Below are 13,120 nucleotides of genomic sequence, written 5' to 3'. Positions count from 1 at the left end.
GGCGCGCCGCGACGCCCCCCGGCGCTCGAGCCGGCAGACGCCGGCCGAGGCGGCGGTGACCTCGTTCACCCGCTCGGTGGCGAGCCGGCTCGGCACGGCGCTGGTGCGCGGCATTCTCGGGGGCCTCACCCGTGGGCGTTGAGCCCGCCGCCGGGCCGACGCTGGCGGTGTTTGCCTCCGAACTCGGCCCCGGCGACCCCGAACGCGCCTCCATCATGTCGCAGGTGGGCGCCCTGCTGGCGCGGCGCGGCGCCCGCCTCGTGTGCCTCGCCGAAGCCGGCGCCATCGCCGTGCCGCTCATCACCAGCGCCGGCGCCGCCGGCGGCGACGTGCTGATCATCGCCGGCGACGAGCTCAAGGTGCCGGCGGCGCTGGCCGATGTTCCCATCGAGCGGATCGTCGGGCACGAGGGCCGGCTCGCCCGCGTCGCCGCGCTCGCCGACGTCTATGTCGGCCTGCCCGGCTCGCTCGCCTCGGCCTCCAACCTCTATGCCGCCTGGGTCCGCGGCGGCGGCGGGGCAGGGGGCAAGCCGGTGGTGCTGCTCAACCGCAACCGCGCCTTCGAAGTGCTGCGCGGCATGGCGCAGGACGTGCTGTCGCACGGCCTCAAGCGCCACGACCGCTACGTCGTGTTCACCGACTCCGTCGACGACCTGTGGAACAAGGTGAACTGGGCGCTGAACGAGGCCGGCCAGCGCGCCGCGAGGTAGGGGGCGACCGCCGGACTTCACTTGCGGCGCGGCCGGCGGTGATCGCGAGGCTTGTGGTTGTTGCACCCCACCCACGGCGCTTCCCCACCCCACCCACCTGCCTACGGCCGCTCCCCCCTCCCCTGAAGGGGAGGGATGGCGCAAGAACGAAAGGACCCAGTGCCCGTTGCCGGTAGTTGGCGCTCCGTCCCCTGAAGGGAGGGATGTGGTGACTGCGGGGCCGGCAAGGGCCCCACCCACCGCCCATTGGGCGGTCCCCCTCCCCAGCTACGCAGGGGAGGGATGGCGCAAGAGCCGAAATGCCGGGTTCCCGCTGCCTGCAGTCGGCGCTCCCTCCCCGTGAGGGGAGGGGGCCGGGGGAGCCGGTGGGTGGGGCGGGGCCTACCTGGTGGCCGCTTCGTACATCTCCAGCACGTGATCCCAGTTGACCAGGCTGTCGAACCAGGCCTCGAGATATTTCGGCCGGGCATTGCGGTAGTCGATGTAGTAGCTGTGCTCCCACACGTCGACGCCGAGGATGGGGCTGGCGCCGTGCACCAGCGGGTTCTCGCCGTTGGGGGTCTTGGACACCTCGAGCTTGCCGTCCTTGACGGCAAGCCAGGCCCAGCCGGAGCCGAACTGGGTGGTGCCGGCGTTGACGAAATCGGCGCGGAACTTGTCGAAGCCGCCGAGGTCGCGGTCGATCGCCGCCTGCAGGGCGCCCGGCAGCTTGCTGCCGCCGCCATTGGGCTTCATCCACTGCCAGAAGTGGACGTGGTTGTAGTGCTGGCCGACATTGTTGAACAGGCCCTGGTTCTTGCCGAAGCTGCCCTTGACCACGTCCTCGAGGCCCTTGCCTTCGAGGCCGGAGCCCTCGAGCAGCTTGTTGCCGTTGGTCACGTAGGCCTGGTGGTGCTTGTCGTGGTGGTACTCCAGGGTTTCGGCCGACATGTACGGCGCCAGCGCGTCGTAGGAGTAGGGCAGCGGGGGAAGTTCAAAAGCCATTCTGTGCCTCCTTCGTGGGGTCTTGGGCGCCCGCCGGCGCGGATCGTTTGCGTGGATTATCCGTTCCAATATAGGCGCTTGCCCCGGCCGGGCAATGGCCGGGGCCGGATGCTCATGCCAAACCCGCGGCCCACAGCGCAAAGCTGTAGCTCAGCGCCGTCTCCCGGTAGCGGTCGAAGCGGCCGGAGGCGCCGGCATGGCCGGCCCCCATATGCGTCTTGAGATAGAGCGGATTCGTGTCGGTCTTCCTGGCGCGCAGCCGCGCCACCCATTTGGCCGGCTCCCAGTAGGTGACGCGCGGGTCGGTCAGGCCGGCGATGACCAGCATCGGCGGGTAGGCGCCGGCGCGCACGTTGTCGTAGGGCGACCAGGCCGCGATGCGCGCGTAGTCGGCACTGCTGGCCAGCGGGTTGCCCCATTCCGGCCATTCCGGCGGGGTGAGCGGCAGCGTCGCGTCGAGCATGGTGTTGAGCACGTCGACGAACGGCACTTCGGCGATCACGCCGGCCCACAGCTCCGGCCTGAGATTGGCGGCGACCCCCATCAGCATGCCGCCGGCCGAGCCGCCATTGGCGACGATGCGGCCGGAGGAGGTCCAGCCGTCGGCGACCAGCTTTTCGGCGGCGGCGATGAAATCGGTGAAGGTGTTGGCCTTGTGCTCGCGCCGGCCCAGCCGGTACCAGCGATAGCCCTTCTCCATGCCGCCGCGGATATGGGCGACGGCGTAGACGAAGCCGCGGTCGACCAGCGACAGGGCGGACACGGAAAAGCTCGCCGGGATGGCGATGCCGTAGGCGCCGTAGCCGTAGAGCAGGGCGGGGGCCTTGCCGTCGCGGGCGAGGCCGCGGCGGTAAAGCAGGGTGACGGGCACCTGCTCGCCGTCGGGCGCGGTGGCGAAGATGCGCTTCGTCTCGTAGGCGGCCGGATCGTGCCCGGAAGGCACCTCCTGCTCCTTGAGCAGCGTGCGCGCGCCGGTCTCGAGGTCGAGATCGTAGGTGCGCGCGGGGGTGGTGGGCGAGGAATAGGTGAAGCGGATGGTGGTGGTGTCGAACTCGTAGCCGGCCGCCATGCCCAGCGAATAGGCCTCTTCCTCGAAGCGGATCGTCTCCTCCCGGCCCGAGCGCAGGTCGCGCACGACGAGGCGCGGCAGGCCCTCGTTGCGCTCGAGGCGGACGAGGTGGTTGGCGAGCACGATGATGTCGAGGATGAGCACGCCCGGCGTGTGCGGGACGAGGTCGACCCAGTGCCCGGCATCGGGGGTGCCGGCGGGGGCGGTGACGATCTTGAAATCCTCGGCGCCGCCGGCATTGGTGAGGATGTAGAGCAGGCCGCCGCGCTCCTCGACGTCGTATTCGCGGTCGGTCTCGCGCGCCGCCACCAGGATCGGCGCGCCGCCTTCGCGGGCGTCGATGAGGCGCACCTCCGAGGTCTGGTGGTCGTGCGCGTCGATGACGATATAGGCCTCGCTCTGCGTCTTGCCGACGCCGACGAAGAAGCCCGGGTCGGCCTCCTCGTAGATGATCTCGTCCTCCGCCTGCGGCGTGCCGAGGATGTGCCGGCGCACCCGGAAGGGCCGGTGGCTGTCGTCGTATTCGGTATAATAGAGGGCGGTGCTGTCGGCCGACCAGACGCCGCCGTCGGCGATGCTTCTCAGGACCTCGCCGGTGTCGCGTCCGGTGTCGAGGTCGCGAATGAACAGGTCGTAGTATTCCGAGCCCTGCCGGTCGGCGCTCCACGCCAGCAGCCGGTGCGAGGGGTCGTGCTCGGCCCCGCCGAAGCCGAAATAGCCCTCGCCCGCTTCTTCGTTGCAGTCGAGCAGCACCTGTTCCTCGCCGCCCCCGCGCGGCGTGCGCACGAGGAGCGGGTACTGCTTGCCCTCGAGCATGCGCGAATTGTAGGCCCACGGCCCGTCGGGGGAGGGGATGCCCGAATCGTCCTCCTTGATGCGGCCGCGAATCTCCTGGAAAACCTGCTCGGTAAGGGCGGCGTGCGGCGTCTCGAACGCCGCGGCGAAATAGGCGTTCTCGGCCTCGAGATAGGCGCGGATGTCGGCCGGCAGCGTCTCGGGGGCCTGCATCACCTCCTGCCAGTTGTCCGCCCGCAGCCAGTGATAGGGATCATCGCGCGTGACGCCGTGGATGGTGGTCGCGTGCGGGCGCGTCGCGGCGACGGGCGGGAGGGGTGGCGGCATGGGGGGCGTTCCTGCGGATCGAAGTTCCTGACCTAGGTGCGGTGGCGCCCGCTCGTCAAGGCCGCGGCATTGACCCGGCGCGGGCGAGGAACCATGTGAGGGCCATCACAGTGCAAGGATCAGCCATGCTCGACGACATCGTCTTCCTCGACGACGCCACCCGGCCCGCGGCGCCCAGGCTCGAGGGCGTGACGCCGGCCCAGCGGCTCGCGGGACAGCACCTCGTCGAGATCCACGACCACCTGCGCGACAACATGCGGGTGCTGTCGCGGCTGCTGCAGCAGGCCTCGGCGGGGGCGGTGACGCCGGCCGAGGTCGAGGCGGAGACGGCGGGCCTCGCCATGGTCGCCAACTACCGCCGCTTCGGCAATCTGTGCGGCCAGTACTGCCAGTTCGTCGACATGCACCACACCATCGAGGACCAGATGATCTTCCCGGCGATCGCGCGCCAGGGGGAGGCGTTCCGCAAGGTGGCCGAGCGGCTCAAGGCCGAGCACGTGGTGGTGCACGAACTGCTCGAGCGCCTGATCGCGGCGCTCGGGGCGCTGGCGCGCGACCCCGGGGACGACAATTTCGCGGCGGCGAAGACCATCTACGCGGCGCTCGAGCGCGTGCTGCTGTCGCATCTCGGCTACGAGGAGGACGCGATCGGCGACGCGCTCGGCTATTTCGGCATCCTCGGCTGACGCGGCGCCTCGGCGCCGATCTCGAAGGCGGGTGCCAGCTGCCGGGCGATGGCGATGAAGCGCGAGGCGAGCGGGCTGAGCCCGCGTTCGCGCAGCACGTGAATGCCGAACAGCCTGGCCGCGACTTTTTCCCTGAGCGGGATGGCGACCAGCAGGCCGTCGCTGAGTTCCGAGCCGACGATCTGGTCGGACAGCACGGTCACCGCGTCCGACTGCCGGACCAGCTCCTTGAGCACGCTGAACGGGGCCGCCTGCACCAGATTGGTGGGGAACGGCCGGCCGCTGGTGGTGAACAGCGCCTCGACCTGCATGCGGAAGGCCCCGCCCTGCGGCGGCAGCACCCAGACGGCATCTGCCAGGTCGAGCAGCGACACCTGCCGTCGCGCGGCGAGCGGGTGGCCCGGGCGCACGACGACCACGACCCGCGCGTGAAACAGCGGTATCGCCGTAACCTCCGGGCCGCTGTCGGTGAGCCCGATATTGCTGATGACCACGTCGAGCTCGTGCCGCAGCAGCCGCGCGATCAGTTCCTCGTCCACGCCCTCGACGATCTCGATCGTCGAGCGTCCTTCGCCGGTGAGGGCCGCGACCGCCCGCGGGATGATGCTGGCGGTGGCGAGCGGGGTGCCGCCGATACTCAGCGGCCCGGCAATCCCGCGGCCCTGCGCGGCCACCTCCCGGTACGCCGTGGCGAGCACCGTCTCGATGCTGCGGGCGTGCCGCATCAGGATCTCCCCTGCGGCATTCAACCGCGCGCCGTGGCGGCCGCGTTCCACCAGCCTCGTGCCGACGACGTCCTCCAGCCGGGCGATGCTCGCGGACAATGCCGGCTGCGAAATATGTAAGGATTCCGCGGCTTTGACGAAGGACCCCGCGCGGCTGATGGCAAGCAGGTGCCGGAGTTGACGCGGGTCTACTTCCATAATTGCCATCTATGGTACATGAAGCAATGATGAATTGATCTGATGGAATGTTGCATGTCAAGCTGGCCCGACGCCCAAAAGGGGGCACAGCGCGGGAGGACGTGCTGCGCCGCTTCCCGGGAAGATCAGGAGGAGACACATGCTACACCGCACCATCACCCGCTTCGCCCTTGCGCTCGCGCTCGGGGCCGCCTCGCTCGGGGCCGCCAGTGCCGAGACGCTCAAGGTGTCGAGCTATCTGCCGCCCAACCACACCTTCCAGAAGATGCTGGAGCAATGGTCGGCCGAACTGAGCGAGAAATCGGGTGGCCAGCTGTCGCTCGAGATCTTCCCCGCCGGCCAGCTCGGGCCGGCGCCGCGCCAGTTCGAGATGGTCGCGGAAGGCGCGGTCGACATGGCGATCGTGCTGCACGGCTCGACGCCGGGCCGCTTCCCCGTCACCGAACTGGCGGGCCTGCCGCTCTCCTACCCGTCCACCGGGCAGAACAGCGCCGTCACGTCGCGCCGGCTGACCGAACTGGCGCCGGAGTACCTCGCGGCCGAGCACCCCGGCACGAAGATCCTGTGGATGGCGGTGACGCCGGCCCTCAAGGTGCACCTCCGGTCGGTCGAGCCCAATGCCATCGACAAGTTCAAGGGCCTGCGCATCCGCTATGCCGGCACCACCTGGCAGCAGATCATCGAAGCCCTGGGGGCGGCGCCGCTGCCGGTGCAGCCGGGCGAGACCGCGGACGCCCTGTCCAAGGGCATCGTCGACGGCGCCAGCTTCCCGTTCGAGGCAACCAAGTCGTTCGACCTTGCGCCCGTCGTCGACTATTCGATGGAACCGGGCCTCGCCTCGGCGACCTTCGCCATGCTCATGAACCAGGCGACCTTCGACAGGCTGAGCCCGGAACTGCAGAAGCTGATCGACGAGACCACCGGGCCCGACCGGGCCGAGGCGTTCGGCGCGATGTGGGATGCGGGCGAAGCCGAGGGTCGCCAGTACATGATCGACGGCGGCGTGACCATGACCACGCTGCCGGACGGAGAGTACGCGCGGCTGCGTGAGCTGCTGGCGCCGATGACCGAGACGGCGCTGACCGCGGTCGAGGCCGCCGGCAAGCCGGCGCGCGCCTTCCTCGCCGCCTATACCGAGTAGTGCGCGTGGCCGCCCCCGGTACCCAAGGGGTGCCCCGGGGGCGGCCGACCCCTTCCCGAGCGTAGAGACCGACCGCAATGCCTGGCCCCAGCCGCCTCCGGCGCCTGCTCGACTGGATATTCGACCTCGACCTGAGGATCGCCATGGCGGCGCTGCTGGCCATGATGATGGTCGTCGTCGCCGACGTCTTCATGCGCTACGTCTTCAACGCGCCGATCCGCGGCTCCTTCGACCTGGTCGGCATGTGCCTCGTGGTCATGGTGGCGTTCGGCCTGCCCCGGGTCATCGCCGACCGGCTGGAACTGGCGATCGAACTGATCGACATGCTGGTGCCGCCCCCGGTGGTGCGGGTGCTCTCGATGGTGGCGGGCATTCTCAGCACGCTGGTGCTGCTGTTCATCCTGTGGGCGATGATCAAGCCGACGGTCAGCGCCTATAATTACGGAGACCGTTCGCTCGAACTCAACCTGCCGGTCTGGATCATCTGGGCACTCGCCCTGGCCGGGATGGCCAGCGCTGCCCTGGCCGCGCTCGCCGCGGCCCTGACCCGGCGGACGCCGGCAGCGCCGCCGCCGGGCGCCAAGGAGGCCGGGCTGGAATGAGCGCACCCTTTCTCGGTCTGTCGGCCATGGCCGTGATGTTCGCGCTCCTGTTCCTGCGCCAGCCGGTCTGGCTCGGCCTGGCGCTGTGCGGTATCGCCGGCAACGTCCTGCTCTCCAACGTCAACGTCGCCGCGCTGGTGGCCGGGACGACGACGTTCGACACCATGTCGAGCTACAACCTGTCGATCGTCCCGCTGTTCATCCTCATGGGCGAGGTGGCCACCAATTCGAGGCTCTCGGCGGAGTTGTTCCGGGCGGCGCGGGTGATCCTGTCGGGCCTGCGCGGCGGGCTGGCGGTGGCCACCATCGCCGCCTCGGGAGCGTTCGGCGCCATCTGCGGCTCCTCGGTGGCGACGGCGGCGACGATGACCCGCATCGCCCTGCCGGAGATGCGCAAGGCCGGCTACGAGGACGGCTTCTCCTCGGCGACGGTGGCGTCCGGCGGCACGCTCGGCATCCTCATCCCGCCCTCCATCATCCTCGTCATCTACGGCGCCATCGCCGAAGCCTCGGTGCCCAAGCTGTTCGCCGCCTCGATGGTGCCCGGCCTGCTGCTGCTGGCCCTCTACGCCGTGGTGGCGCTGCTGGTCGCGGCCCGCGCCCCCGGCAAGGTGCCGCGCGACCCGCCCGCCAGCCTTGGCGAGCGCCTCCGGTCGCTGCGCGAGCCGTGGCAGTTCGTGGTGCTGTTCGTGGTGACCATCGGCGGCATCTACGCCGGGATCTTCAGCCCGAACGAAGCCGCCTCGATCGGCGCGTTCGGCGCCATCGTGCTCGGCATGCTGAGCCGGCGGCTGACCATCCCCGCGCTGCTGCAGGCGGTGCAGGTGACGGTCATCACCTCCTGCGTGCTGTTCATGATCATCATCGGCGCGTCGATCTTCGCCCATTTCATCGTGCAGACGCGGCTGCCCGACCTGCTGCTCGGGCTGGCCCAGGGTGCCGGGCTGGCGCCGTGGATGGTGATGCTGCTGATCATCCTCGTCTACCTGGTGATGGGGTGCTTCCTCGAAGGCATCGGCATGGTGCTGATCACGGTGCCGGTGTTCCTGCCCATCGTCGCCGGCTACGGCTACGACCCGCTGTGGTTCGGCGTCGTGGTGGTGATCATGGTCGAAGTCGGCCTGATCACCCCGCCGGTGGGGATGAACCTGTTCATCATCCAGGCGCAGGTGCGCGACGTGCCGATCAGCCGGCTCTATGCCGGCATCGTGCCGTTCCTCGCCGCGCCGCTGGTGCTGGTGTTGGTGCTGTTCGCCTGGCCGGAGCTGGTGCTCTGGCTTCCCGAGCTTCTCTACTGACGGGCGGCCGGAAAATGACCCGCAAGCAGGTCCTGGTCTTCGACCCCAAGGCGAAATGGTATGCCGGCGCGCTGGCGGGGCTGTGTCCCGGCTACGATTTCACGGCCGTCACCGAGCCCGAGGAGGTGGCGCGCCAGGGTGCCGGGGCGGCAGTGCTCGTGGCACTGGCGCCTGCGGTCAGCGGCGACATGGTTGCCGCCATGCCCAGGCTGGAATGGGTGCAGGCGCTGACGACGGGCGTCGACAACCTGCTGACCATGCCCGAACTCGCCCCGCACGTGGCCATCACCAACTGCCGCGGCATCCACGGCCCGCAGATGTCGGAACTGGCGGTGCTGCTCATGCTCGCCCTCGCCCGCCGCTTCCCGCGGATGGTGCACAACCAGGCGGACGCCGCCTGGGAGCGCTGGCCGCAGCCGCTGCTGGCCGGAAAGACCATCTGCATCGTCGGGCTCGGGGCCATCGCCGAGGAACTGGCGCGCCGCTGCGCCCCGTTCCAGATGCGGGTGACCGGGGTCTCCGACGGCCGCAGCCGGGTGGACGGTTTTGCCGCCGTGTACCGGCGCGCCGACATCACCCGGGCCGTCGCCGACGCCGACTTCGTGGTGGTGGTGGTGCCCTATTCGGCGGCCACCCATCATCTGGTTGGCGCCGACGTACTCGCCGCCATGCGCCCCGACGCCTTTCTCATCAACCTGTCGCGCGGCGGCTGCGTCGACGAGCAGGCGCTGCTTGCCGCGCTTGCGGCCGACGGCATCGCGGGGGCCGGGCTCGACGTGTTCAACACCGAGCCGCTGCCGGCGACCAGCCCGCTCTGGCGCCTGCCGAACGTCATCGTCACCCCGCATATCGGGGGCATGTCCGACACCTATCACGAGCAGGCGCTGCCCCTCGTTGCGGCCAATCTCGATGCCTACGCGCGGCAGGGTGCGGCCGGGCTCGCCGGCCGGATCGAGCGCGACCACAAGGAGAGTGCCTGATGCAGCCGAGAGCCCCGGTTTCCACCGCCGAACTGGAGCGGCGCTGGTCCGCCGTCCGCCTCGCCATGCGCGAGCAGGGCCTCGACGCCGTGGTGATGCAGAACAGCTCGGACTGGGTCGGCGGCTACGTCCGCTGGTTCACCGACCTGCCGGCCACCAACGGCTATCCCAGGACCGTGGTGTTCTATCGCGACCGGCCGATGACGGTGATCGAGATGGGCGAGTTCGGCGCCGTGCGCGAACTCGAGGACGACCCCGTGCACCGGGGCGTGGGCCGGATCGCGTGCACGCCGTCCTTCGCCTCGATTGCCTACACCAACGGCTATGACGCCGAACTGCTGGTCGCCGAGCTGCGGCGCACCGGCGCCCGCACGGTCGGGCTGCTGGCGCCCGGGGCGCTGCCCTCGGCGCTGACGGCGGCGCTCGCGGCCGCCCTCGGCCTGGAGACGATCGACGCCAGCGACCTCGTCGACGAGGTCAAGGCGGTCAAGAGCCCCGAGGAGATCGCCTTGCTGCATTCGGTGGCGGCGCTGCAGGACCAGGTGTTCGCCGCCGTGTGCGGCTACATCCGGCCGGGGCTGCGCGACATCGACATCGCCGATTTCGCCCAGGACGAGGCGCACCGGCTGGGCAGCGACCAGGGCATCTACCTGGGCACGTCGGCGCCGGTGGGCCGCAGTTCGCGCTTCGCCGGGCGCATGCTGCAGGGCCGCACCATCGAGAAGGGCGACCATTTCTCGCTGCTCATCGAGGTGAACGGGCCGGGCGGCATGTATGTCGAGATCGCCCGCACCATGGTGCTGGGCAAGGCGCCGGAGCCGCTCAAGGAGGCCTTCGCGACGGTGAAGGCGGCGCAGGACCATACGCTCTCGCAGTTGCGGCCGGGCGTCGCCGCCGCGGCCGTGGCCGAGGCGCACGACCGCTGGATGCAGGCGCGCGGCCTGCCCCCGGAACGGCGCCTCTTCGCGCACGGGCAGGGCGTCGACATGGTCGAGCGCCCGCTCATCCGGCGCGACGAGACGATGCGGCTTCGCCAGGGCATGTGCCTTGCGGTGCATCCGGGCTACGACGACGGCAGCGTCTTCGCCGTCATCTGCGACAACTACATGATCGAGGCCGACGGCCCCGGCGCCTGCCTGCACCGGACCGAAAAGCGCCTCTTCGAGCTATGAGGGGACCACGGATGGCCGAAACACAGAAAAAGATCGCCCTCGAGGAGCATTTCATGGCTCCCGGCTTCATCGAGTATTTCAACCGCACGGCGATCAACATCAGCCCCGAACTGTTCGGCCGCGCTCTCGACGCCCTGCAGGATTTCGGCGACCGGCGGCTCGCCGCGATGGATGCGGCGGGGGTCGAAAAGGCCGTGCTGTCGCTGTCGGGGCCGGGCGTGCAGGCCGAGACCGATACGCCGACGGCGACGCGCCGGGCGCGCGAATGCAACAACTTCCTGGCCGAACAGATCGCCGCACAGCCCGAGCGCTATGCCGGCTTCGCGCACCTGGCCATGCAGGACCCCGCCGGCGCGGCCGATGAACTCGAGCGCTGCGTGCGCGAGCTCGGTTTCAGCGGCGCCATGATCAACGGCCAGACCAACGGTGCCTATCTCGACGACGACCGCTTCTCGGTGTTCTGGGAGCGGGCCGCGGATCTGGGCGCGCCGGTCTACATCCATCCCTACAATTCGCCCGACATGCCCTACATGTACCACAACCACCCCGAGCTCTACGGGCCGCTGTGGAGCTGGACGGTCGAGACCGGCAACCACGCGCTGCGCCTGGTCTTCGCCGGCGTCTTCGACCGTTTCCCCGGGGCGAAGCTCATCCTGGGCCACATGGGCGAGACGCTGCCCTACCAGCTGTGGCGCTTCGACAGCCGCTGGCAGATCGCCAATCGCGGCGCCCGCCGCCTCGAACTTAGTCCCTCGGGCTATTTCCGGCGCAACATCTGGGTCACCACCGCCGGCGTGTGCTCGAACGAGCCGCTGCGCTGCGCCATCGACGCGCTGGGCGCCGAGCGGGTGATGTTCTCGATCGACTATCCGTTCGAGCGCGCGCAGGAGGCGGCGGACTGGTTCGACGCGGCGCCGCTGAGCGCAGAGGAGCGCCGCCTGGTGGGCGGCGACAACGCGCGGCGGCTGCTGCGGCTCTGAGCCGGCGCCTCAGCGCACGCCCTGCCAGAGCAGGCGTTCCTTGCCAAGCGGGTCCTCGATTGGCCGCGAGGCGGTGTCGAAGTGCATCGCGGCCCGGCGGTCGAGATCGTAGCGCGGCCAGCCCGGATCGCCGGTGGTGGCGAAAGCGACCCAGGCCTTGTGCATCGCGTCGGCGAGGCGCTGCGGCGGCGCCTCCCCGTGCGTTGCCCGGGTCTGCCGGCCAAGGGTGTCGAACACGAACGGGATCTCCAGCGAATGGCCGGCGCCGAGGCGGCCGCCGTATTGCGGCGAGCGCCAGGCGAATTCGTAGACATGGGTTGGCGCCGCACCGGGGCTTGCCCGCACCTCGGCCAGCCGCAGGGCCGGCAGGCGCCAGTACCAATCGGTCTGGATGGCGGAGAACAGGTCGCCCGGCGAGGCGCCCGGATGCAGGTCGCGATAGGTGGCGAGAGTCGGCTCGACCTCGAGCCCGTAGGCGGCGACGAGGCCGGCAAGGGCCGCCGGAGTAATCGTGTCGATGATCCCCCCGGGGACGAAGAATAGCCGGGTCTCCTCGGTGTTGCTGCCCACCAGCAACTCGATACCGGCGCCGGCGCCGGCCCTGATGCGTTCGAAGGGATGGCCGGGGAGCACGTCGCCGTCGACGACCGGCTGCCATGGCAGGTTGGTGAGCAGGACTTCGCCCCAGAAGGCCGGGTCGGGGCGGGTCGTCAGCTCCTCGCGCAGCGCGGCCTGCGCGGCGAGCATGCTGTCGAGCGGCGCCGCCGCGATCGCCGCGCGGGTCGGCGCGACGCCCATCTTCTCGGCCAGCCGGCGGCCGACGCGTTCGGCGGTTGCCGCCGAACTGACATGCTGGGCGCCGCCGCTCTCGACGACGGCGCGGCGGAACAGGCCGTCGGCGCGGGGCATGGCGAGCAGGGTGGCGATACTGAGCGCCCCGGCGGATTCGCCGAACACCGTCACCTGGGCGGGATCGCCGCCGAACGCGGCGATGTTGTCGCGCACCCATGCGAGCGCGGCGACCTGGTCGAGCAGGCCGAGATTGGCGAGGCCGTCGCCGAGATAGAGGAAGCCCTCGGCACCGACGCGATAGCTGATGGTGACGCAGACCACGCCGTCGCGCGCGAAGGCGGCGCCGTCGTACCAGGGGCAGGCGCCGGTGCCGTGATACTCGAACAGGCCGCCGGAAATCCACACCATGACCGGCTGCCGTGCCGCGCCGAGCTCCGATGACCAGATGTTGAGAGTGAGGCAGTCCTCGCCCGGCCCTACGAGTTCGGGCAGGAGTTCGGCGACGAGAGGCGGTACGGGCCCTGCGGCGGCTTCGGGCCGAAGGCGAGGGCCTCAAAGACGCCGTCCCAGGGGGCGCGCGGCTGCGGCGGGCGCAGCCGGTCGGCGCCGGTGGGGGCGGCGGCGAAGGGGATGCCCTTGAAGATGTGGATGCCGTCGACCA

The 13,120-nt window shown here is 70.2% G+C and carries 14 protein-coding genes; 9 read left to right on the top strand and 5 right to left on the bottom strand.

All coding sequences use genetic code 11. The features are described from left to right. Together VGD93_RS10640 and VGD93_RS10635 are read left to right on the top strand one after the other, a co-directional pair. Positions 1–142, top strand: a 142-nt coding sequence (locus VGD93_RS10640) for a helicase HerA-like domain-containing protein (protein WP_395011859.1), incomplete at its 5' end; no start/stop codon positions are given. Then, positions 132–710, top strand: a complete 579-nt coding sequence (locus VGD93_RS10635; RefSeq protein WP_395011855.1) for a hypothetical protein — start codon at positions 132–134, stop codon at positions 708–710. The genes VGD93_RS10640 and VGD93_RS10635, both read left to right, overlap by 11 nt. Positions 711–1,091: 381 nt before the next feature. Here the strand turns inward: VGD93_RS10635 and VGD93_RS10630 are convergent, their stop codons facing one another. Continuing rightward, a complete protein-coding gene (locus VGD93_RS10630; RefSeq protein ID WP_395011853.1) occupies positions 1,092–1,694 on the bottom strand; it encodes a superoxide dismutase in 603 nt (200 codons plus the stop codon). Positions 1,695–1,806: 112 nt separating this feature from the next. Beyond that, entirely contained in the window at positions 1,807–3,885 is a 2,079-nt protein-coding gene (locus VGD93_RS10625; RefSeq protein ID WP_395011851.1) for a S9 family peptidase, read from the bottom strand. 125 nt (positions 3,886–4,010) lie between these two features. On the opposite strand from VGD93_RS10625, the gene VGD93_RS10620 reads away from it, so the two are divergent. After that, positions 4,011–4,571 (top strand): hemerythrin domain-containing protein, encoded by a 561-nt coding sequence (locus tag VGD93_RS10620; RefSeq protein WP_395011849.1) that lies wholly within the window; start codon positions 4,011–4,013, stop codon positions 4,569–4,571. Here VGD93_RS10620 and VGD93_RS10615 read toward each other — a convergent pair. After that, positions 4,550–5,494: a LysR family transcriptional regulator gene (locus tag VGD93_RS10615; RefSeq protein ID WP_395011847.1), complete on the bottom strand. Its 945-nt coding sequence runs from the start codon at positions 5,492–5,494 to the stop codon at positions 4,550–4,552. The genes VGD93_RS10620 and VGD93_RS10615 overlap by 22 nt on opposite strands. A gap of 139 nt (positions 5,495–5,633) precedes the next feature. Between VGD93_RS10615 and VGD93_RS10610 the strand changes: the two genes are divergently transcribed. From VGD93_RS10610 to VGD93_RS10585, 6 genes are all read left to right on the top strand, one after another. Beyond that, on the top strand, positions 5,634–6,635 hold the full coding sequence (locus VGD93_RS10610; RefSeq protein ID WP_395011845.1) for a TRAP transporter substrate-binding protein: 1,002 nt from the start codon (positions 5,634–5,636) through the stop codon (positions 6,633–6,635). 77 nt (positions 6,636–6,712) lie between these two features. After that, a complete protein-coding gene (locus VGD93_RS10605; protein WP_395011843.1) occupies positions 6,713–7,237 on the top strand; it encodes a TRAP transporter small permease in 525 nt (174 codons plus the stop codon). Further along, complete coding sequence (locus VGD93_RS10600; RefSeq protein WP_395011841.1) at positions 7,234–8,535, top strand: TRAP transporter large permease; 1,302 nt, start codon at positions 7,234–7,236, stop codon at positions 8,533–8,535. Before VGD93_RS10605 ends, VGD93_RS10600 begins: the two co-directional genes overlap by 4 nt. A gap of 14 nt (positions 8,536–8,549) precedes the next feature. Then, a complete protein-coding gene (locus VGD93_RS10595; RefSeq protein WP_395011839.1) occupies positions 8,550–9,515 on the top strand; it encodes an NAD(P)-dependent oxidoreductase in 966 nt (321 codons plus the stop codon). Next, complete coding sequence (locus VGD93_RS10590) at positions 9,515–10,687, top strand: M24 family metallopeptidase (RefSeq protein ID WP_395011837.1); 1,173 nt, start codon at positions 9,515–9,517, stop codon at positions 10,685–10,687. The genes VGD93_RS10595 and VGD93_RS10590 overlap by 1 nt, the downstream gene beginning before the upstream one ends. Positions 10,688–10,698: 11 nt before the next feature. Further along, positions 10,699–11,667, top strand: coding sequence for an amidohydrolase family protein (locus VGD93_RS10585; RefSeq protein ID WP_395011835.1), 969 nt, complete (start codon positions 10,699–10,701; stop codon positions 11,665–11,667). A 9-nt stretch (positions 11,668–11,676) separates the two neighbouring features. Here VGD93_RS10585 and VGD93_RS10580 read toward each other — a convergent pair whose 3' ends face one another. Together VGD93_RS10580 and VGD93_RS10575 are read right to left on the bottom strand one after the other, a co-directional pair. Further along, complete coding sequence (locus VGD93_RS10580; protein ID WP_395011857.1) at positions 11,677–12,951, bottom strand: carboxylesterase/lipase family protein; 1,275 nt, start codon at positions 12,949–12,951, stop codon at positions 11,677–11,679. Then, the coding region (locus VGD93_RS10575; RefSeq protein WP_395011833.1) for a carboxylesterase family protein at positions 12,936–13,120 on the bottom strand (185 nt) is incomplete at its 5' end. The genes VGD93_RS10575 and VGD93_RS10580, both read right to left, overlap by 16 nt.

It is taken from the genome of Devosia sp., from assembly GCF_036406155.1.
In the GTDB taxonomy this organism is placed as follows: Bacteria; Pseudomonadota; Alphaproteobacteria; order Rhizobiales; family Devosiaceae; genus Devosia_A.
This window is presented reverse-complemented; position numbering and strand designations above follow the sequence as displayed.